At 64.4% G+C, this 22,947-nt stretch carries 23 protein-coding genes and 1 tRNA gene; 14 read left to right on the forward strand and 10 right to left on the reverse strand.

Annotation, left to right across the window (positions count from 1 at the left end; genetic code table 11):
• Positions 1–10: 10 nt before the first annotated feature.
• The 3 genes from MRBLMC3_RS19380 to MRBLMC3_RS19390 all read left to right on the forward strand — a co-directional run bounded on the left by MRBLMC3_RS19380 (position 11) and on the right by MRBLMC3_RS19390 (position 2,596).
• Complete coding sequence (locus MRBLMC3_RS19380) at positions 11–982, forward strand: serine hydrolase (RefSeq protein ID WP_363831490.1); 972 nt, start codon at positions 11–13, stop codon at positions 980–982.
• A gap of 63 nt (positions 983–1,045) precedes the next feature.
• Positions 1,046–1,414 (forward strand): DUF962 domain-containing protein, encoded by a 369-nt coding sequence (locus tag MRBLMC3_RS19385; RefSeq protein WP_363740011.1) that lies wholly within the window; start codon positions 1,046–1,048, stop codon positions 1,412–1,414.
• Positions 1,415–1,516: 102 nt separating this feature from the next.
• The gene (locus tag MRBLMC3_RS19390; RefSeq protein WP_363831493.1) at positions 1,517–2,596 is read left to right on the forward strand and encodes a GNAT family N-acetyltransferase; all 1,080 of its coding nucleotides are present in this window, start codon (positions 1,517–1,519) and stop codon (positions 2,594–2,596) included.
• Here the strand turns inward: MRBLMC3_RS19390 and MRBLMC3_RS19395 are convergent.
• The gene (locus MRBLMC3_RS19395; RefSeq protein ID WP_363752939.1) at positions 2,574–3,434 is read right to left on the reverse strand and encodes a cupin-like domain-containing protein; all 861 of its coding nucleotides are present in this window, start codon (positions 3,432–3,434) and stop codon (positions 2,574–2,576) included. The genes MRBLMC3_RS19390 and MRBLMC3_RS19395 overlap by 23 nt on opposite strands.
• Positions 3,435–3,443: 9 nt before the next feature.
• Positions 3,444–4,559, reverse strand: a complete 1,116-nt coding sequence (locus tag MRBLMC3_RS19400) for a GNAT family N-acetyltransferase (protein WP_363740008.1) — start codon at positions 4,557–4,559, stop codon at positions 3,444–3,446.
• A 296-nt stretch (positions 4,560–4,855) separates the two neighbouring features.
• On the opposite strand from MRBLMC3_RS19400, the gene MRBLMC3_RS19405 reads away from it, so the two are divergent.
• The 5 genes from MRBLMC3_RS19405 to MRBLMC3_RS19425 all read left to right on the forward strand — a co-directional run bounded on the left by MRBLMC3_RS19405 (position 4,856) and on the right by MRBLMC3_RS19425 (position 9,438).
• The gene (locus MRBLMC3_RS19405; RefSeq protein WP_363740007.1) at positions 4,856–5,314 is read left to right on the forward strand and encodes a DUF1003 domain-containing protein; all 459 of its coding nucleotides are present in this window, start codon (positions 4,856–4,858) and stop codon (positions 5,312–5,314) included.
• 187 nt (positions 5,315–5,501) lie between these two features.
• Positions 5,502–6,497 carry an NAD-dependent epimerase/dehydratase family protein gene (locus tag MRBLMC3_RS19410; protein ID WP_363831495.1) on the forward strand — a complete coding sequence of 332 codons (996 nt, stop codon included), beginning with the start codon at positions 5,502–5,504 and terminating at the stop codon, positions 6,495–6,497.
• A gap of 310 nt (positions 6,498–6,807) precedes the next feature.
• Positions 6,808–7,815, forward strand: a complete 1,008-nt coding sequence (locus tag MRBLMC3_RS19415; protein WP_363740005.1) for a KpsF/GutQ family sugar-phosphate isomerase — start codon at positions 6,808–6,810, stop codon at positions 7,813–7,815.
• Positions 7,816–8,022: 207 nt separating this feature from the next.
• The gene (gene kdsB, locus MRBLMC3_RS19420) at positions 8,023–8,844 is read left to right on the forward strand and encodes a 3-deoxy-manno-octulosonate cytidylyltransferase (protein ID WP_363831497.1); all 822 of its coding nucleotides are present in this window, start codon (positions 8,023–8,025) and stop codon (positions 8,842–8,844) included.
• Between the two features lie 3 nt (positions 8,845–8,847).
• On the forward strand, positions 8,848–9,438 hold the full coding sequence (locus MRBLMC3_RS19425) for a histidine phosphatase family protein (protein WP_363831499.1): 591 nt from the start codon (positions 8,848–8,850) through the stop codon (positions 9,436–9,438).
• A gap of 132 nt (positions 9,439–9,570) precedes the next feature.
• On the opposite strand, the gene MRBLMC3_RS19430 is transcribed toward MRBLMC3_RS19425, so the two are convergent.
• Genes MRBLMC3_RS19430 through MRBLMC3_RS19440 form a run of 3 tightly spaced genes read right to left on the reverse strand, consistent with a single transcriptional unit; the run spans position 9,571 to position 11,397 of the window.
• Positions 9,571–10,122, reverse strand: a complete 552-nt coding sequence (locus MRBLMC3_RS19430) for an LptA/OstA family protein (RefSeq protein ID WP_363831501.1) — start codon at positions 10,120–10,122, stop codon at positions 9,571–9,573.
• Positions 10,122–10,769, reverse strand: coding sequence for an LPS export ABC transporter periplasmic protein LptC (lptC, locus tag MRBLMC3_RS19435; RefSeq protein ID WP_363740000.1), 648 nt, complete (start codon positions 10,767–10,769; stop codon positions 10,122–10,124). Before lptC ends, MRBLMC3_RS19430 begins: the two co-directional genes overlap by 1 nt.
• A gap of 10 nt (positions 10,770–10,779) precedes the next feature.
• Positions 10,780–11,397, reverse strand: coding sequence for a ribonuclease D (locus MRBLMC3_RS19440; protein WP_133653861.1), 618 nt, complete (start codon positions 11,395–11,397; stop codon positions 10,780–10,782).
• A 247-nt stretch (positions 11,398–11,644) separates the two neighbouring features.
• Between MRBLMC3_RS19440 and MRBLMC3_RS19445 the strand changes: the two genes are divergently transcribed.
• Entirely contained in the window at positions 11,645–12,478 is an 834-nt protein-coding gene (locus MRBLMC3_RS19445) for a cold-shock protein (protein ID WP_363831504.1), read from the forward strand.
• 231 nt (positions 12,479–12,709) lie between these two features.
• A complete protein-coding gene (locus tag MRBLMC3_RS19450) occupies positions 12,710–14,095 on the forward strand; it encodes a hypothetical protein (RefSeq protein ID WP_363831507.1) in 1,386 nt (461 codons plus the stop codon).
• 41 nt (positions 14,096–14,136) lie between these two features.
• On the opposite strand, the gene MRBLMC3_RS19455 is transcribed toward MRBLMC3_RS19450, so the two are convergent.
• Entirely contained in the window at positions 14,137–15,552 is a 1,416-nt protein-coding gene (locus MRBLMC3_RS19455; protein ID WP_363831509.1) for a helix-turn-helix domain-containing protein, read from the reverse strand.
• Between the two features lie 123 nt (positions 15,553–15,675).
• Here MRBLMC3_RS19455 and MRBLMC3_RS19460 point away from each other — a divergent pair, with 123 nt between their 5' ends.
• A complete protein-coding gene (locus MRBLMC3_RS19460; protein WP_166666390.1) occupies positions 15,676–15,843 on the forward strand; it encodes a hypothetical protein in 168 nt (55 codons plus the stop codon).
• Between the two features lie 61 nt (positions 15,844–15,904).
• Here MRBLMC3_RS19460 and MRBLMC3_RS19465 read toward each other — a convergent pair whose 3' ends face one another.
• The 4 genes from MRBLMC3_RS19465 to MRBLMC3_RS19480 form a co-directional block, all read right to left on the reverse strand.
• Positions 15,905–16,906, reverse strand: coding sequence for an inorganic phosphate transporter (locus MRBLMC3_RS19465; protein ID WP_363831512.1), 1,002 nt, complete (start codon positions 16,904–16,906; stop codon positions 15,905–15,907).
• A gap of 31 nt (positions 16,907–16,937) precedes the next feature.
• On the reverse strand, positions 16,938–18,053 hold the full coding sequence (locus MRBLMC3_RS19470) for a DUF47 family protein (RefSeq protein WP_133653856.1): 1,116 nt from the start codon (positions 18,051–18,053) through the stop codon (positions 16,938–16,940).
• Positions 18,054–18,159: 106 nt separating this feature from the next.
• Positions 18,160–20,274, reverse strand: coding sequence for a TonB-dependent receptor domain-containing protein (locus MRBLMC3_RS19475; RefSeq protein WP_363831515.1), 2,115 nt, complete (start codon positions 20,272–20,274; stop codon positions 18,160–18,162).
• Positions 20,275–20,406: 132 nt separating this feature from the next.
• A complete protein-coding gene (locus MRBLMC3_RS19480; RefSeq protein WP_363831518.1) occupies positions 20,407–21,330 on the reverse strand; it encodes a LysR family transcriptional regulator in 924 nt (307 codons plus the stop codon).
• Positions 21,331–21,441: 111 nt separating this feature from the next.
• On the opposite strand from MRBLMC3_RS19480, the gene MRBLMC3_RS19485 reads away from it, so the two are divergent.
• The 3 genes from MRBLMC3_RS19485 (at position 21,442) to MRBLMC3_RS19495 (ending at position 22,880) form a co-directional block, all read left to right on the forward strand.
• Positions 21,442–21,515 (forward strand) — tRNA-Gly (locus MRBLMC3_RS19485).
• A 28-nt stretch (positions 21,516–21,543) separates the two neighbouring features.
• Positions 21,544–21,738 carry a DUF4169 family protein gene (locus MRBLMC3_RS19490; protein ID WP_363831521.1) on the forward strand — a complete coding sequence of 65 codons (195 nt, stop codon included), beginning with the start codon at positions 21,544–21,546 and terminating at the stop codon, positions 21,736–21,738.
• Between the two features lie 179 nt (positions 21,739–21,917).
• Positions 21,918–22,880 (forward strand): hypothetical protein, encoded by a 963-nt coding sequence (locus MRBLMC3_RS19495; RefSeq protein WP_363831524.1) that lies wholly within the window; start codon positions 21,918–21,920, stop codon positions 22,878–22,880.
• Positions 22,881–22,947 lie beyond the last annotated feature (67 nt).

Below are 22,947 nucleotides of genomic sequence, written 5' to 3' on the forward strand. Positions count from 1 at the left end.
AAGAGGGCGCATGCCGCGCCTTCGTACCAAGCTGATCGCCTTCCTGGGGCTGTTCCTCGCCCCGCTGCCTACCGCCGACGCCTTCGGCCCCCGGCCCAATCCGGTCCAGCAGAGCGCCGAAGCCCGGCTGATGGCCGAATTCGCCCGCTTCGCGACGCTGACCGACGGCACCGTCGGCATCGCCGTGCGCGACCTCGGCACGGGCGAGACGCTCGCCTATAATGGCGACACGTTGTTCCCGATGGCCAGCACCTACAAGGTGGCAGTCGCGGCGAAGATCCTTTCGCTGCTGGACGCCGGCAGCCTCAGCCTGGAGGAACAACTGCCCCGGCTCGGCCGGCCTGTGGCGGTGCGCACCCTGCTGGAAATGAGCCTGACGCTCAGCGACAATGATGCGACCGACGCCCTGGTCGCCCGCGCCGGCGGCCCGCAGGCGGTGAACGACTGGGTCCATGCCGCGGGGATCAAGGGGCTTCGCGTCGACAGCAACACGCGTGACCTGCTCGCCCGCGCCAAGGTGCCCGGCACCGGCTTTGGTGATGAGGCCGCGATGGAATCGGGCCTTTCCTCCGCGCAGCGCGACGCGCGGGACATGCCCAATATCGGTTTTGCCGCCGATCCCCGCGACACCGCCACGCCGCGGGCGATGGACGATCTGCTGGGCGCGATCCGCCAGGGCCGGGTGCTCCAGCCGCAGACGAGCGCGCTGATGCTGTCGATCATGGAACGGTGCAAGACGGGCAAGGCGCGGCTGCGCGCCATGCTGCCGCCGGGCACGCGCATCGCGCACAAGACCGGGACGCTGAACGGTCTCGGCAACGACACGGGCATCGTGACCCTTCCGGACGGGCGCATGTTCGTCATCTCCGTCTTCGTGATGAAGGATCACAGGGGGCATGAGATGCGCGACCGCATCATGGCCGAAGCGGCGCGGGCCGCCTATGATTATTTCCTGTTTGCCCCCGATCGGCACACGGCCTGACGCATCGATCTTAACTTCCATCATTTTTCCCATTACCCTTCGGCACCGGCAGGAGGGGATACGATGCAGGGAAAGGCGGCGGATTTCCGGGATTTTTGGCTCTATTATCTCCAGGAACATGCCCATGCGGGCACGCGGGCGATGCACTATGCCGGCACCAGCCTGACCGTGGCCCTGCTCGCCGCGCTGCCGGTTGCCGGGAAATGGTGGATGGTCGCCGCCATGCCCCTGGCGGGCTATGGCTTTGCCTGGATCGGTCACAGCCTGATCGAACATAATCGCCCGGCGACCTTCCGCTATCCGCTCTGGTCGCTGCGCGCCGACTTCACGATGTGGTTTCGTTTCCTCACCGGTCATATGGGCCGGGACCTCAGGCGTGCCGGTGTCCGCCCCGACGGCACCATCGATCCCGCCTTGCGCCGCGAACTCTGATCCCTCTGTTCAGATCCCTCCGCCCAAATCTCTCCGGCCAAATCTCTCCGGCCAGCCTCGCCGCTTGACCCCGACCGCCGCTCTGCCAAAAGGGGCCTCGCAATGGCCCTCACCGCCCAGTTCACTGGCCAATTCACCGGCCAATTCACCGGCCTCCCCGACCTGGCCAGTCTCGCGCCCCGCTGGCAGGCGCTGGAATCGCGCGCCGCCGCCAGCTTCTTCCTTGGCTGGACCTGGACCGGCGCCTGGCTGGAAAGCTATGCCGTCCGCCCCGAACTGCTCGCCGTCACCGACGGCCAGGGACGGGATATCGCGCTCGCCCTGTTCGGCCACAGCATGCAGCCCCGCCTGCTGGGCCGCAGCGCCACGCTGTCGCTCAACCAGTCCGGCGACGCCTCGGCCGACCGTCCCTTCATCGAATATAACGGCCTGCTGATCGAAGCGGGCAGGGAAGGGGAGGCGACCGAGGCTGTCCTTCGGGTGCTGCAGGGCCGCAATGACTGGCGCACCCTCCGCCTCGGCGGCATCGCCCCCGACGCGCCGCTCCTGAAAATCGCCGCCCGCCGCAGGACCCGCCTCGACCGCTCCCCGGTCTATCAGGTCGACCTGGAAGCCGTGCGCGCCGCCGATTATCTGTCGCTGCTCAGTGCCAACAGCCGCGGCCAGATCCGCCGCGCCCTCAAGGATCATGGCGGCGCGCTCCCGGCCATCGCCCGGGCCATGCCGGCCGACATCGAACCCTGGCTGGAGGAAATGCGCGCCCTCAACGCGGGCCGCCATGCCGACAATGCCTGGGACGACCCCGCCTTCCGCCGCTTCGCCGCCGCGCTCGCAACCCGAAGCGAAGCGGTCGAACTGCTCCGCTTCACCGATGGCGAAGGGGTGGTCGGCCTGCTGCTGAACTTCCTCCACGACGGTGCGGCGATGAACTACCAGTCCGCCTTCGCCGCCCCGCGCAGCGGGAAGGACAAGCCCGGACTGCTCTGCCACGCCGCTGTCGTCGACCATTATGCCGCGCGCGGCCTTGCGCTTTACTCCCTGCTCGCCGGCAAGGACCGCTACAAGCAAAGCCTCGCCACCTGCGAGGAGGCGCTCGAATGGTGGCAGGTCGACCGCTTCAGCCCCCGTCTGGAGGCCGAAGCCGCACTCCGGAAAATCCTCAGACGCCCAGCTTGCGCATGATCCGATAGGCGATCCGCCGCATGCCCTGCGCCTCCGGCCGCGCCCCGATCCGCCCGACCGGCAGCCTGCGCCGCCGCAACAAGCCGTTCAGGCTGTGCAGCTCACCCTCCGCCACGCTCCGGTCCGACCGCCAGGTGACGGACAGGCTCACCGACACGGCCGGTCCGTTCTCCACGAAATGCGGCGCCTTCACCGGCACATGGATCGCGTCGCCCGGCAACAGCGTCACCGCCATGCCCCGGTCGCGAAACGCGTCCCGCCAGTCCAGATTGCGATGCCCCCCGGCATGAAAGGCCTCGCTCTGCACCGCCGGCACCAGTTCCTCGTCCCCCGCCGGGAAGACCGTCATGGTCTTCTCCCCCCGGATCTGGAGCAGGATATTATGCTCCGGGTCCATGTGGAACGGCGTCACGCTTCCCGGCGAGGACAGGAATATGAACGCCTCCCGATGCAGCATCGGCCCGGTTTCCCGCTCCACGATCGGCGCCAGCTCCGCCAGCGCCCGGTCCAGCAGCGCGCCATAATCGGCATCGCGCTCGACATTCTTCAGCACCGCCCAACTGCCGTTGGTCTCGATGGTCCGGATGGTCTCGCCCAGCGTCAGCCCGTTGGAGGGCGTATCCTCCGGCCGCACCCCCAGGGGCAGCTTGCCCAGATTATATTCCACACGGTCGGCAGGCATGCGCTCCGCCAGCCCGGCCAGCGCCTCCAGCGTCAGCAGCGCATGCCCCGCCAACCCATGGCCCAGCTTCGTCGCCCGGTCGGGATAGGCAGCGGCAAAGGCCGTCCGCGCATCTTCCGAAAACACCGCCGCCTCGATGGCGCTCACCGCATTCATATCTGCTCCTCAATCCTGGCCCTTCAGGCGGCGCCCCAGCGCCTCGACCCCGTTCGCCAGCGCAAAGGCAATGCTCCGCCCCGGCCCGCGCAGCGCGATGCGATATTGCGCGATCGTCCGCCGCTCGGCCCACAGGCTGTCGATCATCGGATGGTCCGCCGCCGCGCAGCTATCCATCCATCCCATGCCCGGATCGCCCAGCACCGCCTGCAGGTTGGCGATCTCGATCAGCACGCCCGGCGAAAAGCGCCCCAGCGTCTCGTCAAAGGCGATCTTGAAGGAAAAAGCCCCCTCGCCATGCCGGAAATTGACCAGCATCGCGATCGCCCGTCCATCCAGGTCCATGCGCAGGAAATGCAGCCGCCCATTTTCGAACGCCGCCGCGCAGGCCGCGCGGAAGAAGGCCGCATCCTCGTCCCGGCAGGCGAGCGCCGATCCCTCGGCCCCCTTCCAGCCGGCAGCCTCCAGCGCCAGAAATTCCCCGCACCACGCGGCCAGCTCCGCCCCGTCGCCCAGCAACCGGCTCTCGACCCGGCCCATCTCGGCCAGCCGTTTCTGCAGGCGGCGCAATTCCTTGCGCTTCTTCGCCCGCACATGGGTTTCCCAATAGGCGTCGGCATCCAGTTCCGACCGCAGCATCGCCCGGTCATGACGATGCACCTCGCGCCGCCCGCGCCGCTGCTCCACGCACAGCGCCTCCAGCGCCGCCGCATTCGCCCCCGCCGCGTCCAGCCCGCGCAGATGCAGGAAGGCCGGCGCCCACGCCGCCCGGTCCAACTGCCCCAGCAATTCCCGCCAGGCCGCCACTTCGTCCCCCCGCCGGATCAACGGCGCGCCGAAGAAGCAGTGATCGTGCATCCAGTTGGTGACGCAGCGCAGCGGCAAGCGCCCGTGCCGCGCCGAAATCGCCACCGGCATCAGCCCGATCAGTTCGCCGTCCCGCTGCGCCTCCAGCACGCGGACGGTCGCGCCGCCCGCCAGGTGATCCAGCGCCGCGCACAGCATGTCGGGGATATAGAAGGCATTGGCCTCCGCCGCCGCGTCCGCCAGCACGGACCAGCGCGCGCGCTGGTCCAGCGTCTCGACGCGCGCGTTCGCCATTGCAGGATGGGAAGCCATGTCCATGCCCTGGCCTTAGCCGCCAATGATTAGGGAATGGCTAATCCGGAAGGACGGCCGCTGCATGAGGCGGATCGCGCTCAAGCGAACATTAAAAAGCTTTCACTTGAACAATCGGGCGCGCGGCATCAGTTGATCGTCAGGCGGCGTTCGCGCCGTCCGATCCGCAATCTCCTCCCTTGAGGGACCAATGCCTGACAACGACCATAGTCGAAGGACCGTCCCTCTGGGGGAGCTGGCGAACTGAACCGACTTCAGCTCACCGGCGCCGGTTCAGAGGGTACGGTCGCAAGAGGTGAGTCATGAACGCAGCAATCCGCTTTCTCGCCGCGCCGTTCCGCCGCGCGCACCATGTCCGCGACGTCAACCAGGTCTTTGACGAGCGCCTGACCTTTGGCGAGCGCCTCGCCGATCGCGTAGCGGCCGTCGGCGGCTCCTGGAGCTTCATCATCGGCTTCGGCCTGTTCCTGGTGGCGTGGGCCCTATTGAACACGGTCGTCCTTGTGGGTCATGCCTTTGATCCCTTCCCCTTCATCTTCCTGAACCTGATGCTCTCGATGCTCGCCGCATTGCAGGCGCCGATCATCATGATGAGCCAGAACCGGCAGGCGGCGAAGGACCGGCTCGACGCGCGCCTGGACTATGAGACGAATATTCGCGCCGAAGCACAGATCGCGAACCTGCACGACAAGATCGACCTGCTCCTGGGCATGGCCGGCGAACCGACCGGACATCAGGCCGGCCAGGACCGCGCTGTCTGACGTCCGCACTCCATCCGTTCCCAGCCCCGCTTCCCGGCCCGCGCCCCAGGGGGCCGCAATCCGCCCGGCATCACAGGCCAGCAATTTTAGCCACTATCACGAACCTTATGGGGAAAGCCCTTTACATCGCTTCCCGGATTGTCTGTGAAAGACTCCGACGCCAGGCAAGGACAGGAACCCGCAACCCATGACAATCCTCGTGACCGGCGCGGCCGGCTTCATCGGCATGGCCGTTGCGGACCGTCTGCTCGCACAGGGTCGGGCGGTCTTCGGCATCGACAATATGAACGACTATTATCCGGTTTCGCTCAAGCGCGACCGGATCGCCGCCCTGCAGGAGCGTCACGGCCGCCTGTTCACCTTCGCGGAGCTGGACTTTGCCGACATGGACGCGCTCCAGGCCGCGCTGCACGACCATCCCGTCGATGCGATCATCCATCTGGGTGCACAGGCGGGCGTGCGCTATTCGCTGATCAACCCCCATGCCTATGTCCGCTCCAACCTGGCGGGCCATGTCAACATGCTGGAGGTGGCGCGGGAACGGCGGGTGCGACATCTGGTCTACGCCTCCTCCTCCTCGGTCTATGGCGGCAATGACACGCTGCCCTTCCGGGTGGAGGACCGGGCCGATCATCCCGTCTCGCTCTATGCCGCGACCAAGCGGGCGGATGAATTGATGAGCGAGACCTACGCCCATCTCTTCCGCATTCCCATGACCGGCCTGCGCTTCTTCACCGTCTACGGCCCCTGGGGCCGCCCCGACATGGCGATGTGGATCTTCACCTCCAGGATCCTGTCGGGCCAGCCGATTCCCGTCTTCAACCATGGCCGGATGCAGCGCGACTTCACCTATATCGACGACATCGTCAGCGGCGTGGTCGGCTGCCTCGACCACGCGCCGGAGGATGACGGCGCGGCCAAGGCGGGGGGAAGCCGCTCGCCGCACCGGCTCTACAATATCGGCAACAACCGGCCGGAGGAACTGATGCACCTCATCTCGGTCCTGGAGGATGCCTGCGGACGAAAGGCGGAGGTTGATTTCCAGCCGATGCAGCCCGGCGATGTTCCGGCGACCTTCGCCGATATCAGCGCAATCGCGCAGGACATCGGCTTTGCACCGACCACCGGCATCGAAGTGGGGGTTCCCCGCTTCGTCGACTGGTATCGCGCCTATCATGGCTGATCATGGCGCAATGCAGCAGGGCGCGCCATAACTGCCTGTCGATCAAAAGGTTCCTCCATCCACCGAATAATTTGGCAACTCGTCGCTTTTCCATCCATTGTGGAGTTAATGGCGCGCAAATCATCATTCGCGCTTGCGAAATCGTTTGCCAATATTAGGGGAAGGAGCCTATTCCCGCAGCCGGGTACCGGTCATTCCGGATCGGTCGGGTCGCGAATGAGGTAGGACGGGACACCTTGGGAGGGTGGATCGTCACCGCTGTCGTCAGTCGGGAAAAGCCGGCGATGATGGCGGAAAAAAGGGCTTACGCGTGTCGACAGTAACGAAGATCGTGCCATTTGGCTCAGGCGGGCGCATTGCTGAAACAGCGCGCCGTACATTATCCATCGCTGCCGAAGGGCTGAGCGCCCTGGAAAACCAGTTCGACGACCGGGAATTTTCCGCGACCTTCCTGCGAATGGTCGGCGTGATCATGAGCGTGCGCGGCCGCCTGATCGTCACGGGCATGGGAAAGAGCGGCATCGTCGCGCGCAAGATGACCGCGACGCTGACCTCCACCGGCACGCCGGCCATCTTCCTGCATCCTGCCGATGCGGGTCATGGCGACCTTGGCATGGTTACGCCGGACGATGTCGTGCTGATGCTGTCCCATTCCGGCGAGTCCAACGAACTCGGCCCGATCATCCAATATTGCAAGCGGTTCGCGATCCCGCTGCTGGGCATGACGGCGCGTCCGCACAGCACCGTTGCGGCGTCGTCGGACATCTGCATGCTGATGCCCGACGTGAAGGAGGCCTGCCCCAATTCGCTGGCGCCCACCACTTCCACCACGATCCAGATGGCGTTCGGCGACGCGCTCGCCATCGCGCTCATGGAAATGCGCGGCTTCTCGGCGGACGATTTCCATAAATTCCACCCCAATGGCCGGCTCGGCGCGCAACTTGTGAAGGTGCGCGAACTCATGGCGTCCGGGCAAAACGTGCCACGGGTGGAGGAGGACGCCTCCCTGCTCGACGCCACCATCGAAATGACCCGCGCCCGCCTGGGCGGCACGGCGGTCGTCACCGCCCAGGGCGAACTGATCGGCGCCTTCACCGATGGCGACCTGCGCCGCACCGTCACCGGCACCCGTCACATGAATGAGCCGGTGGGCCGCTACATGACGGTTCAGCCCGTCTCGGTCGGCCCGGAAGAACTGGCTTCCGAAGCGCTCCGCCAGATGCACGACCATAATATCACGCTGCTCTTCGTCTGCGAAAAGGGCCGTCTGGTCGGCGCCCTCCACATGCACGACCTGCTCCACGCGGGCGTCGCCTGACCAGCACCGGTGCCCCGGAAACGACCGCGTGCCCGCTCAGGAAGGGCCTGGTTTCGCCTTCAAGCGGGTGCGCCGGCTTGCTCGAAGCGCCGGGGCGACTTCCGGTCCGATCGGACCAGATCGCCGCTCCGGGTTGCTGCTTTTCCCCAACTTCTCGACCAGGGATCGGCTCGGATCCTTTGGAAACCGATCCAGCTATTTGAACCGATGACCATTTCCACGCTTGTCGTCATTCCCGCCCGCGCCGGCTCGTCCCGCCTGCCGCGCAAGCCGCTGCGCCTCATTGCCGGCCGCACGCTGTTGCACCGGACCATCGCCATGGCCCGGGCCGCCACGGCTGGCCTTCCGGACACCCAATTGCTCGTCGCCACCGATGACCAGGAAATCGCGGCCCACGCCCGCGCTGCGGGTTGCGACGCCGTCCTGACGGACAGCGCCATCGCCACCGGCTCCGGCCGCGCCCTGGCCGCCGCCCGCCAGTGCGAAACGCCGCCCCGCTTCATCGTCAATCTTCAGGGCGACAGCCCCTTCCAGCCGGAAGGCGCGCTGCGCGCCGTCATCGCCGCGCTGGAGGCGGGGGCAGCAGTCGCCACCCCGGTCATCGCACTCGACTGGCCTGCGCTCGATGCCCTGCGCGATCACAAGACGCGCTCGCCCTTCAGCGGCACCACCTGCGCCCGCGCGCCCGACGGCCGTGCCCTCTGGTTCTCGAAAACCATCATCCCCGCCATCCGCGATGAGCATGCCCTGCGCCAAAGCCAGCCGCTTTCCCCGGTCTGGCGCCATGTCGGCCTCTATGGCTACACGCTCGACGCGCTGACCCGCTTCGAAGCCACGCCCCCCACGGCGCTCGAAAATCTAGAGGGGCTCGAACAGCTTCGCCTCCTCGAACTGGGCATCCCCGTCACGACCGTCCCGGTATCCCCGCCGCTCTTCGACAGCTCCGGCATCGACACCGAAGCCGACATCGCCCGCGTGGAGGCGCTCATCGCGACCCACGGCGATCCGGTTCCTCCCCTGGCGCCCTGATCCATGCGCCGCATCTTCATCATCCGCCACGGCAACACCTTCGAAAGCAGCGCCGATGCCCGGCGCATCGGCGCGCGCACCGATATTCCGCTGGTGGAAAGCGGCCACGCCCAGGCCGCCCGCCTCGGCGCCTGGTTCGCGGCCCAGGCTTTCCCGATCCGCCGCCTCCACAGCAGCCCGCTGCTCCGCGCCCGGCAAACCGCCGCCAGTATCGCCGCCGCCACCGGCCACGCCATGGACGGCCCTCTCCTTTGGCTCAACGAGATCGACCACGGCCCCGACGAAGGCCAGGCCGAAGCGCAGGTTCTCGCGCGACTGGGCGCCGAAGCCCTCGCTGCCTGGGACGAACAGGGCATCCCGCCCCGGGACTGGACCGTGGATGCGCCATCCCGCCTGACCGCCTGGAAACACTGGTTCGCGCAGGAAGGGGAGGGCGCCGACCTCCTCGTCACCAGCAACGGCGCGGCCCGCTTCGCCCTCCTGGCGCTGGGCCTGCCGCTCGCCAGCCTGAAGCTCCGCACCGGCGCCTTCGGAGAGCTGGCGATCGACGAAACCGGCGTCCCCCAACTCATCCAATGGGACAACCGCCCCTAGGACGGATCGACACCATGAGTGGAAACGCTCTGGATTCCTTGTTTTCCGCGATTTCTTAACCAGCGATCGGTTCCGAATGCTTGGAAATCGCTCCAGGGAAACGTCATTTTCAGCGGAGGACCCGCAGATCCGTCACTCTTTCCGCTGCGGCACCGTGAACGTGCCCGACACGCGCCCGCCCGAAACGCCCGAACCGCCACCACCCGCAGCCCGCCCGTCCACGGTCGATCGCCCGCTGGTCAGGTCGATCACCAGCCGCCCGCCGGTCAGCCGGTTCGTCCCCTGCGTCAGCGACACATTGCCCAGCATGGTGATCAGCTTGCTGTTGAGGTCGTAGATCGCGACATTGCCCTTCGCCGTCTGGTCCGCCTTGCGCACCACGACATTGCCGGACGCATCGATCCGGTCGATCTCCACGCCATTGGCCCCGGCCGCATTTCCCGGCTGGTTCCGGTAAGCCACCGTCATCCGCGCCGCATTCAGCGTCATGCCGGCCTGCGTCACCTCGACATTGCCGGACACCACGACGCGGTCGGCGCGGTCCTGCACCTCGATCCTGTCGGCGGTGAAGTTGACCGGCGCATTGCTGTCATGGTTCCTCAACACCTGGGCATCCGCCCCCGCATAAAGGAGGCCCGCCGCGCCCAGCGTACCCAGCGACAGCAGAAGAAGGGGCTTTCTCATCACCTTTGCCCTTTGAGACCATTTTGTTCGATACGCAAGCTCGCCCGCCCGTTCAGCGTTACCGTCCGCTGATTGAGGTCGGCCTCCAGATGGTCGCCGCTGAACGTCCCGATCGGTATCCGCCCGTCGACCCGCCCCGCGCTCTGCATCCGCCGCGTCGTGAGGTCCACGCCCACGTCCCGCGTGGTCAGCCGGTATCCGCCCTCCGACTGGAACTGCACCGGCCCGTCAATGGCGACCCGCTCGGTATCCATGTCGTACCGCCCCTTCTGCGCCCGCAGCAGCGCCTGCCCGTCGGACAGCAATATCCGCGCCGACATGTCGTTGAGGTCGACGATCGGCTCGCGCGAACTCTTCTGCACCGCCGACCCGGCCCGCAGGGAAAAGGGCTGCCCCTTGCTGTCCTCCCCGCGATAGAGCGCCTCGGTCACGCGCATCCGCTCCTTCGCCACCTCGACCTTGTTCTTGTCGAGCACGAAGCTGACCTTGTCCCCCCCGGTAAAGGGCGCCGTCGCCAGCATCGCCGCCAGCACGCCCACCGACACCGGCAACCAGTTCTTGAGCAGCCCGACCAGCCGGTCATGGCTCCCCCCCGGCCGCGCCCAGTGCCGGCGCACATTGCGTTGCTGATCGGCCTGAATCGACATGGGTCAGCCCTCACATGTGCGCGAAGATGTCGATCTCCGGCCATCCCGCCAGGTCCAGCTCGGCCCGGTGCGGCAGGAAATCGAAACAGGCCTGCGCCAGTTCCATCCGCCCCTCGCGCACCAGCCTCTTGTCCAGCTCGGCCTTCAACGCATGCAGGTACCTGACGTCCGACGCCGCATAATCCTTCTGCGCGTCGGACAGCGCGGGCGCGCCCCAGTCGCTCGACTGCTGCTGCTTGCTGATCTCCTGCCCCAGCATCTCGCGCACCAGTTCCTTCAGGCCATGCCTGTCGGTATAGGTCCGCACCAGCCGCGACGCGATCTTGGTGCAATAGACGGGCGCTGCCACCACGCCCAGATAATGGCGGATCGCCGCAATGTCGAAACGCCCGAAATGATAGAGCTTCAGCCGCGCCGGATCGGCCAGCACCGCGCGCAGGTTCGGCGCGGCATAATCGCTGCCGGGCGAAAAGCGCACCAGATGCTCGTCGCCCTTCCCGTCGCTGATCTGCACCAGGCACAGCCGGTCGCGCGGCGTGATCAGCCCCATGGTTTCGGTGTCGACGGCGATCGGGCCGGGGGCCAGGACGCCCTCGGGCAGATCCTCTTCGTGGAAATATACGGTCATGATTCTTCCTCTATGGCCAAAGCGGCCGGTTCGCAATCGCCCCTTGGCGACCGGGAACGAAAGGCGCCCATTCCCTCCCGGACCGGCGAATTTAACGCCTTTTGCCAGCCTCAAAAATCATTCGCCTGTCCCTGAAAAGTTGATATAGTGATTCCCAAACCGCGTACTGGCGGTGGATTCTGCATGTCATTCGCCCGACATGTTTGTCCGGTTTAGTCTGGGGCGAAGCGAAAGTGACCAACAGGGCATGAGTTTTGATAGAGGTCGCCGCGGCGGGCGCGGCAAGGACAAGCGCGACGGTTTCGGCGACGACAGTTTCTATGGTGGTGATCGCGGCGGTTTTGGCGGTGGTTTCGATCGTGGTGGTTTCGGTGGTGATCGTGGCGGCTTCGGCGGTGGCGACCGCTTTGGCGGCGGCGGCGGCGGCGGTTTCGGCGGTGATCGCGGCGGCTTCGGCGGCGGCGGCGGTGGTCGCGGCGGCTTCGGCGGCGGCGGTGGTGGTGGTGGTTTCGGCGGCGGTGGCCGCGGCATGCCCGCCCAGGTCGTCGGCGAAGGCACCGGCGTCGTAAAATTCTTCAACGGTCAGAAGGGCTTTGGCTTCATCGTCCGTGACGATGGCGGCGAAGACGTGTTCGTCCACATCAGCGCCGTTGAGCAGGCGGGCCTGACCGGCCTCGCCGAAGGCCAGCCGCTCGGCTTCACCCTGGTGGATCGCGGCGGCAAGATATCGGCCACCGATCTCAAGATCGAGGGCGAACCGCTCCCCGTCACTGATCGTCCCCGCGAACCGCGCGAACCCCGCGCTGGTGGCTTCGGCGATCGTCCGGGCGGCGGCGACCGCGGCCCGCAGCGCCAGCTTACCGGCGAACGCGCCAGCGGCACGGTCAAGTTCTTCAACGCCATGAAGGGCTTCGGCTTCATCCAGCGCGACGACGGCCAGCCCGACGCGTTCGTTCATATCAGCGCAGTGGAACGCGCCGGCATGAGCGCCCTGAATGAAGGTGATCGCCTCGACTTCGAACTGGAAGTCGACCGCCGCGGCAAATATGCGGCCGTCAACCTTCAGACGAAGGCCGACTAAAAACAGACCTGCCCGCTTTCGCGGAGAGGATAGAAGGGGTCGCCTGCCCGGCGGCCCCTTTTTTGTTGGATGGTTCGATGGTCCGCAAACAGTGAGTGCGGCTTTGGTGAACTATCTAGTTGGCATTGCCAGTGAAAATCGAGTTTCCACCGCTTGCATTACCCATCATTAGTTATATGGGCGTAATACTACGCAATTTTTCTTGGATTTAAATGATTTAGCGGGGGGTTGATGAGTAAGGATGCGGAAGGGCGAAGCGCGATGCGTTTCGCTCGAGGGTTGCTAGTCGCTACTATAATGAGTTTGACGGCTTGCGGAGGCGGTGGGCAGGAAGCGTCCGCACCCGCTTCACCCGTTACTCCTACGCCACCCAGTACCGGGTCAAACCCTCCCGCTGAACCGGCTACCCTATTTAGCGGCGCCCTGATGGGGTCTTTTACTGGGCGGGTCGTATTTGACACGTCTGGCGATGGCGTTGTGGGCAACTTGGGCGACGTGACCGTTGCTACTAATCGTGCGGGTCAGTTTGGTCGTGATGTAGCTGACGCACCATCATTGGATTCGTCCTCAACGGCCCCGATCAAGGCGACCTATCGCATGTCAGCGTCGGGTTTCGATAATATTACGGGACATTTTTATAGCGGCTTGAGTGCGCCCGCAGGTGCGACCGTCATCTCGCCGCTCACTTCGCTCATTGATGTAGTAGGAAGTCAGGACACGGTTAGGCAAGCATTGGGATTGAATAATGGTCCTTATGCAATTGATCCAAATGTTAATTTGTTAACTTTTGATGCTTCAAAAGAGCTAAAAAATGCAGCATCTTCGATTTCTCACGATGCGCATATTGTGTCCGCTGTTAACATGATGATCCTTAATCTCGGTATAATCGCGACCTATCCTGCGACATCTATCGATAATCGTGTGGAAGTGGACGACGTCGTTGGCGTGATTGCTTCTATGATTAAGGATGGAAAAACGGTCCGCTTTGACGAGAGTAAAACATTCTCGTCGTTCCTGCAAAAAATCGAACGATTTTCTATCATTGAGGATCGTTCATTTGATGGTGCTTCCAACATACTCTTGAAATATTGGAATTTTATTCAACCATATACAAATGATGAAGACAGTATATATCGCTCCGCATCGCTATTTAGATATTATATAGCTTCCTTGGCGTTGCATGCTGCAGACAGATTTTATTATCCGGTAAAGGAAGATGTGGCGCTCGCAGAGTTGAAAACAATGATGGAATATGTATCCGAAGTACCAAGGCCGGATGTCATATCCAATTTCTATGCATTGCCTGATTATATGGATACTTCATTCAATTCCATTCTGCTTACGCAGTGTGATTTTCGGCCAGCCCATCCAGGCTGCAACGATTATAATCAACTGAACGGGTTGCAGGGGGCTGGTGCGGAAACTCTAACCATCGTCAGTGTCTCGGTCACGAAGAGTTCGGGACTAATATCTGCCCAGCTTAATCCGGATGGTAGCATCCTGATTGAGCGCAAGCCGTTGGCGCGAGGGCTGGCCTATTTCGATTATGTAATCAAGAACGCTGAAGGTAAGATGAGCACAAGTCGGTACTACATCACTCTCTATCCCAGCGGATAAATGCGTGATAGCGGCGGCTTCGGTGGTCGCCGCCCCCCCCCTCAAACCCGCCGAAACGGAAACGGCGCCACCGTCCGCTCATAGCCATGCAAATCCAGCGCCCGCGTCACCGGGGGCAGGGCGCGATCCGGACACCCCCGCCGCTCGCACAAATGGCAGGTCGGCCCCACCTGCGTCGCTGCGCCCTTCTCCAGGTCGATCCCGTCGGCATGCACGATCCGCGCCCCATGCTTCGCCTCGCAGCCAAGCGCGATCACGGACCGCCCCCGCGCACCGCCCTCCCTGGGCAGCCCCACGGTCAGGCTGATGAAGCGCCGCCCGTCCATCGTCTCGATCAGTTGGGGGAGCACCGCATCCGGCGCCTGCGCCTCATGCGCGTCCCAGCGCGGGCAACTGCCCCCCAGCCGCGCAAAGGGCCACGCCTCCCCGTCGAAGCGCTTGGACATGATGCCCGCCCGGTCCACCTTCGCCATGAAGAAGGGCACGCCCCGCGCCCCCGTCCGCCCCAGGCTGGTCAGCCGATGGGCAAGCTGCTCCATCGACACGCCAAAGCGCGCCCGCAGCAGCGGCAGGTCGTGTCGGCTCTGCTCCGCCGCCTTGGCGAAACGGTCATAGGGCATGATCAGCGCCGCCGCCGCATAGTTGGTGAGCGCGATCCCCGCGAGCCGGCGGCTGTCCTCGTCCGGCGGCCCCGCCCGCGCCACCTGCGCGGCGATCCCGTCCGCCAGTTCCTGCGCGCAAAACTGGTAGGCGACCGCGAACAGCCGCCCCGAAGAGGCCAGCCGCTCGCTCAGCAACAGCCGCCGCCGGTGCATGTCATAATGGCGCAGCGTCCCCGCCAGCACATCCTCCCGCACGATCTGCACGGCCATGCCGTGCCGCTCCTTCAGCCGCGCCCGGATCCCCGCCTGCACGGCAGAGGGATCGTCGCCCAGCTCCCCCGCCAGCGACTCCGCCGCCGCGTCCAGTTCCGCGAAATGATTGCCCGCCCGCGCTATCGTCTCGCGCAGCCAGTCGATCGGCGCATGCAGCGGCGCCACGCTCCCCGGCGCCCCGGCCGATCCCGCCGCCACCTGCTCCGGCAACCGCCGCAAATCGCTGAGCGCCCGGTAAAAGCGCCCGATCGCCTCGCTCACCCCCGGATAATTCTCCGCGACCTCCAGCACTTCGTCCTTGGCGACGCCGATGTCGCGCACCAGCGCATCGGATAAAATCTCCCCCAGCGCGCTCGCGGCCCCTTCCTGCGTGCTGGCGACGAAATCGCGAATGTCGATGTCATAGACATTGGCCAGCCGCAGCAGCATCTGCGCCGTCAACGGCCGCTGGTTGCGCTCCAGATGGTTCAGGTAACTGGGCGATACCCCCAGCTCCTCCGCCATCCGCGTCTGATTGAGCCCCAATTCCCGCCGCAAAACCCGCAGCTTCGGCCCCAGATAGAGTTTCCGATCATCCGCCATACTGTCACTATGTCAAAAAATGACAATATGAACAAGTCACCGCATGACACCGCCTCACTAATCGCCCTTCATTGACCGACAGGTTCATGGTTTGATGCGTCATCCCAACGGAAAGGAAGCCCCATGGAAACGACCCAAGCACCACAGCCCGCCCGCTCCCGCGCGGTTTTCTCGCCGGAGGATTTCGGCCTGATCCGCACCGCCATCGCCCATTATCTGCGCGAGGTTCAGGACCAGCCGGAATCGGTCAAATACGCCAATCTCTACCACCGCCTCGGCCGGGTGGGCTGATCATTTCAAGGTTCAGGAGAGGGAAGGGCGCGGCGGAAAACCCGACCGCGCCCTTTTCCCGTCAGAAAAGCCGCGTCAGCCCGTAAAAGGCCGCGCCGATCGCCGCCGCCGCCGGCAACGTCACCACCCAGGCGACGATGATGCTCGACGCCACGTTCCACCGGACCGCCGACAACCGCCGCGAAGCCCCCACGCCCACGATCGCGCCGGTGATGGTATGGGTCGTCGATACCGGCACGCCCAGATGCGTCGCCAGGAACAGCGTCAACGCCCCGCCCGTCTCCGCGCAAAACCCCTGCCCCGGCGTCAATCGCGTGATCTTCGATCCCATGGTGTGGACGATCTTCCACCCGCCCAGCAACGTCCCCATGCCCATCGCCGCCTGACAGCTCAACACCACCCAGAAGGGCACATGGAATCCGCCCGTCAGCATCCCCTGCGAATAGAGCAGCACCGCGATGATCCCCATCGTCTTCTGCGCGTCATTGCCGCCATGCCCCAGCGAATAGAGTGACGCCGACACAAGCTGCATCTTGCGGAACACCCGGTCCGCCCCCTGCGGCGTGAAGCGCCGGAAGATCCAGCTCACGATCAGCACCAGCAGCAATGCCAGGATCAGCCCGATCGCAGGCGACAGCACGATGGCGGCGCTGGTCTTGAACACCCCGCTCCATACCACTGCCGAAGCCCCGGCCTTGGCGGTCCCCGCGCCCAGCAATCCGCCGATCAGCGCATGACTGCTGGAGGAAGGGATGCCCAACCCCCAGGTGATGAGGTTCCAGGCGATCGCCCCCATCAGCGCGCCGAAAATCACGGCCGGATCGATGATGCTGGCATCGACAATGCCCTTGCCCACCGTCTCCGCCACATGCAGCCCGAAGAAGAGGAAGGCGATGAAATTGAAGAACGCCGCCCACGCGACCGCATATTGCGGTTTCAGGACCCGCGTCGATACGATGGTCGCGATCGAGTTGGCGGCGTCGTGCAGCCCGTTCAGGAAATCGAACAGCAGCGCGATGCCGATCAGCGCGACCAGCAGCGGAAAGGCGAGTTGGGCTTCCATATGTCTGCGGCTCTTGTCTTCTCTGGCCGGATCAGGCGTGGTCGATGACCAGGCCGGAAATCTCGTTGGCGACGTCCTCGAACCGATCCGTCACCTTCTCCAGATGGCTGTAGATTTCGTTTCCGACGACGAAATCCATCGGATTGCCCTGCCGCGCCTGATTGTAGAGCGCTTTCAGTCCCGCCTCATGCAGGATGTCGGCATGCCCCTCCAGCTTCACCAGCCGTTCGGTCAGGTCATGCAGCCGCGCCGAATTGAGGTTCAGCGAACGCAGCAGCGGCATCGTCTCCGCCGTGATCCGCGCGCATTCGACGATCAGCGCGCTCATGTCCTGCATCTGGGACGGAAATTCCTTCACCTCGAACAGCGCGATAGCCTTGGCCGTCTGGTTCATCTGGTCGATGGCGTCGTCCATCACCCCGATCAGTCCGGTGATGGCGCTGCGATCGAACGGCGTCACGAAGATGCGGCGCACATCCTGCAGCACTTCGCGGATGATGTCGTCCGCCTCATGCTCCCGGTCCGAAATCTCCTTGATATGGGCATCGATGTCCGGCCCGCCCTTCAGCAGCTTGGCGAGCGCATCAGCACCGGCGACCAGGGTCGCAGCATGATCCTCGAACTGCTCGAAAAAGCGCCCTTGCTTGGGCATCAGCGCGTGAAACCAGCGCAGCATTCCAGTCCTTTCGCTTTGCCATTCCTTGACCCGCAGCAACGTCCGCACGAACAGGCCCGGATCACGGGGTGGTTCGCGGAAAGCGGCGATGATGGATTGCAGATCGGGTTCGTCGACAGCCTTTGCAGCTTCGGCAACCGGGAACCATCGCAGTTCCCGCTGCCCTTGTTCGGGCCATTGCGACAACTGGCCCGTCACCGCAAGCGGGAAAACCTCGACAGTCGCCTCTTTCGTGTCGCCCCGCCGCCGCTTCTTGTCATAGCGATAGCGGCCGAGCGGCGCAGGGCAGGCAATGCCGTGAATGCCCGCCTCTTCATAGGCCTCCAGCTCGGCGGCGCGATGGCCGGCCATGCCCTTGATGCGATTGCCCTTGGGGATCACCCAGCGGCGGGTATCGCGCGAGGTGATCAACAGGATCCGCATCGACCCGTCAGGGCCGGTCGAATAGGGAAGGGCGGCGATCTGACGCATTCAGCCGCCCTTATACGCCCGCTGGCGCATCCGATCGAGTTTTGCCCACCCCTGGTCCATCCGCGCCTTGTAACGAAATCGTCACATTGCGCAATCAAGCAGGTTATCAGATCGAAAGCCGCGCCGTCAGCCGGATATCCCGTCCCGCCAGGGGGGCGTAGTCCTTCAGAAAACTGGCCGCCCGCCGCGCCTCCACATCGAAGATATTGTTGGCGGAAAGGGTGATGGTCGTCCGGCCGTTGCCCTTTATCGGCTTGAAGGACAACGATGCGTTGACCAGTGTGAAGCCGTCGGTCGGCGTTTCGGTGTCGGTGATGCGGTTCTGGGCGAAGCTGCGTTCGACTTCGCCGCGAACGCTCAGCCGATCGCCCTGCAGTTCCAGGCCGCCCAGCAGACGCAGCGGAGGTATGCGCGGCGCCGGGCCGGATCCGACGATGGTGGCGCGCACATAATCTGCCACGCCGTCCAGGTTGAGGGCATAGCTGCCGATCTGCCCCAACTTCACCGTGCCTTCCGCTTCAAAGCCGAGATAGCGGGCATTCGCCTGCAGATTCTGGTAGCAGGGGAAGGATAGCGGTTCGCCCCCATTGGCGGCCATGCAGACGCCGTCATCGACCCGCACATCGTAGATATAGCCGTCGAACCAGTTATGATAGGCCGAGAGCGAGAGCGTGTAGCCATCGCCCTGGCCGCGCAGCGTGCCTTCGATGCCCCAGCTCTTTTCCAGTCCGAAATCAGGATTGCCGAGTTCAAAGGCTTGCGTTCCGGCGTGATTGCCGCGGGCAAACAGCTCTTCGGCCGAAGGAGCCCGCTCCGTACGGGACAGGTTCAGTCCGACGCGCCAGCCGGGCACGAGTTCCTGACTGACACCCAGTGAGCCGGACAGCGCATTGAAGCTGCGATGATAGGCGGGGTTGAACAAGGTCTCGTCCGCATCCGCTGCGACGCGCGTATGTTCATAACGGCCGCCCAGTTCGATCCGCGTGGTGCCCAGGTCGAAGGACTGCAGCGTGAAGAAGCCCAGTTGCTCCGTTTCGTTGCGCGGCAGGAACTTTTCCTCCCCCTCGACATGGAAGTTGCGCGCGAAGAACTGCGCGCCGATCGCGCCGTCCCATCCGCCGCGCTTCGCCTGCACTAGTTCGAGCCGCGATTCGATCGACTGGTTGTAGAATGTCGTGCCGACCTCGCCCGTCTCCTCGATCTCCTGATGCTGATAGTCGGCGAAGCCGGCGCGGAGGCGGATGGATTCCAGGAAGCCGCCATTGACCGGCAATTCGGCGCGCAGATCGGCACGATCCTGCTTCATGTGCAACCGCACCTTTTCCGCTTCGCCATTGGCATCGAGCGAATAGCGGACCGGCACGCCGTAGAAATTGTCGGTATGCGCCACCGAAAAGCCCAGATTGCCGCCATCGGTGATGAGCGCCGCGCCGCCCGCCACTTCCCAGGTTCGCGCTCCGCTGTTGGGCAGCTTGCCTCTCAGGCTGGCGAGGTCGCGGATTTCCGGATCGCTGCTGGCGGCCGCCTGTGCCCGCAGAGCGGGGGTCAGGATATAGTTGCCGGTGTCCAGGTCGCCGCTTCTGGAATAGCTGCCATCGAAATGGACAACGAACTTGTCGCTAATGGGCGCTTCGATCTCGCCCGATCCGGTGCGTTCATGGGCGGCGCTGCCATAGGTGGCGATGCCGTCGATGTGGATCGGTTCGTCCGGCACGCGGCGGGGAATGCGGCTGTCGATCACATTGACTACGCCGCCAATGGCCGAGGAGCCGTAGAGCAGGGCGGCGGGTCCGCGCAGCACCTCTATGCGATCGGCGGTGAGGGGGTTGATCGCCACGGCGTGATCGACAGAGGTGTTCGAGACGTCGAAGCTGCCTATGCCGTCGGTGAGGATGCGCACGCGTTCGCCCTGGAAGCCGCGCAGCACGGGGCGCGATGCATTGGGGCCGAAGGAGGTCGCGGATACGCCAGGCTGGCGGGCGAGCGTGTCGCCGATCGTCGGACGCAGCGACCTGGTCAGCTCTTCGCCGGACACGACCGACGTACCTGAAAGAATATCGCCTTGCCGGCGGGGAATGATGGCGGTGACGACGATGTCGGCCCGCTGATCATGATAACCCTGGGGAGAGGAGTCCGATGCCGGAGCCTGGGCCATGGCGGGCAAACTGGCAGACAATGCGGAGAGGGCGCAACCGGCACGCAACAGTGCGGAACGATACATTCGGTTCGTCATCCTTCATGATTGGGAAGAAGATGGTGTCCTCCTATCTGAAATGATATAGCATATCAACATCGCACGAGCCGGATTTGATCCATCGCGCCCGAAACGGTTTGAGTGCACCGCGAGAAGCAATCAGAGAAAGAGAAATTCCGCCAGCGCGGCGGCGGCGGCGGGGCTTTCGCTGCCGACAGCCTGTCGCACTTCGATGGCTGGCAACGGCTGTTCGAGTGCAATCCGCCTGATGCCGGTCATTCGTCCAAGATCACGGGCGAGCGGGCCGAAGGCGGCAAAGCAGCCGGCGCCTTCGCGCAATATGGTCATGATGTCGAACAGATTGTCGGTCTCCAGCACCGGATCCCCCAACCTTATGCCACTGCGCAGCAGCGCCTCGTCGATGATCCGCCGCAGGCTGTTGCGCGGTTCCATGGCGAGCGTCGGGATCGCGGCAAGCTCAGTCGTGGCCACACTGTCGCGGTGGGCGAGGGGGTGATCGACGCCCGCGTAAAGGTTGATCTGTTCCGACCAGCCATAGCGGGAGGGGGGCTCGTCCGTTTCGCCCAGGGCATAGAAATAGGCAATGTCGGCCTTGCCCCGCCGCAGCGACCAGGCGGCTTCGTCCGCCAGGTGGATCGTCAGGTCGAGCGTGATCGCTATGTCGTCATTCGCCGCCTCGAAAGCGGCAAGCGCATCCTGGAAATGGCCGAAAACCGGCGCTGGGGCCGCCAGGACGATGTTTTGCCTTGAAGGAGGGGATTCGGCCAGCGGCGCGGCAGGCGACGGCGATGTCATGTCGTCGGCCTGGTCGACCTGCCAGTTTTCCGGCTGGTCCTGCGACAGCAGCGTCATGGCTTCCGCTGTTTTTCGGCCGGCCGGCGTCAGGTGGGGATTGCCGGCAAGATCGTCGAACAGGCGATAGCCGAGGCGCAGTTCCAGCGAGGCCAGATCGCGGGCGACATCGTCGGCCGAAACGCCAAGATCACGGGCGCAGCGCAAGAGGCTGCCCGATGCCACCATCTGCGCGAATATATCCAACTGGCGCAGGGAAGGCGTGGCCATGAGCCCCTGATAGTGCAAATATCGTGCGGGGTTAAGGCGGATATTGGGTGAATATCTCTTTGCCATATTGACGAGGGCCGCCCAAAGATGGCAGGGCGCTCAGCCTGACGGGCGGGTATAGCTCAATGGTAGAGCACTAGCCTTCCAAGCTTGTGATGCGGGTTCGATCCCCGCTACCCGCTCCATTCCCGTCATAGAGGCTCCGTCCACGGCATGGGCGACATCGTCAATCTTCGACAGGCGCGCAAGGCGAAGGCTCGGGCGGATCGGGAACGGCAGGCGCATGGCAATCGCGTGAAGTTCGGCCGCACGAAGGCGGAACGCCAGATTGAGGCAGCGGAAGAAGAACGCAAGAAGCGCTTGATCGATGGCGCGCGCCGCGATGGCAGGGATGATGATGCCAAATAAAGCTTCACTATTCCTGAGTGATTGGCACGAAGATGGAATGCAAAATCTTCGGCAAGAAGATGAACAGCTGTTAATTTTTCTGCTCGATCGATCATTCTGTCCGTGATTTGGCTCGACTGATCCGGAATAGGCTGCAGCCGTTGCGTTTAAACCCGCAGCTCACGGGTTTAACATTCGCTATGACTGGACATATTCGCTCACTTCGCCCCGCCAGGGCCGCGATTGCCGCTGTTCTGGCTATCAGTTCGCCTACGCTGTTCGCGCAGACGGTCATTCCGCCTGCGCAACCGGTGATCGTCGATCCTCCGGTCGCACAGACGCCGCCGGCAGCTTCGCCTGCTCCGGTTTTCGCGCCTTCCCAACCGGTGGTCCAATCGACGCCTTCGGTCGAGCAGCGGTTGGACGCGGCTATTACAGCCTCGCAAGCGGAGGAGGCGCAGGCCGTTCCTGCCGCAGCCCCGGTGAAGCGCAACGCGCCCAGGCCCGCTGCCCGCACGATAGCCCGCGCCGAGCCCGTTGCGGCCCCACAACGCTCCGAGCCCCTGACACAGCGTGAAGCGCCGTCTCCTGCACCATCTGCCCCTGCGTCATCTGCGCCATTAGCTGAGGCGGTGGCGCCGGCTGCACCCGCTGCGCCGGAAAGGCAGGCACCGCCCGCATCCTCGGAGGCCCGGACCGATCCCGCATTGCTTTGGGCGTTGGGCGGCGGCTCCTTGCTGATGATCGGCCTTGCCGGTGCTGCCCTGATGCGCAGACGCGCGCGTCGCCAGGAAGTGGAGCATTGGGAGGGTGAGATTATCCAGCCCGAACCTGTGCAGCCTGTGCGGCAACCGGCTCCGGCGATGCCCTTGATGACGCCGTCTCCTACGGTCGCACCGGTGCTGAGCGAGGAGGAAAGTACGCTGGACGCGATGGTGGCTGCGCCGCCCAGCCCGGAAAACCCGTTCCGCACCCATGCCAAGCGCAGGACCAGAGCAAAATTCCTGCTGGCGCAGCGGCAGAAGCAGGTTCAAACGCCGATAGTCGCGGAAAGCGTGGCTCCGACCGAATCGCCCCGGCCCGCGAGGGCGGCCACGCAGACGGTGTATCGCTTTGGTTCCGACCGTCGACGCGAGGGTGTCTTCAAGCCGCGGACAAGCTGAGTCCGATTGGATTCCTTGAGGAAAGGGGATGCCGGTCCCGATCGGTATCCCCTTTGTCATGCAATAG

The organism is Sphingobium sp. LMC3-1-1.1 (genome assembly GCF_040676285.1).
Taxonomy (GTDB): domain Bacteria; phylum Pseudomonadota; class Alphaproteobacteria; order Sphingomonadales; family Sphingomonadaceae; genus Sphingobium.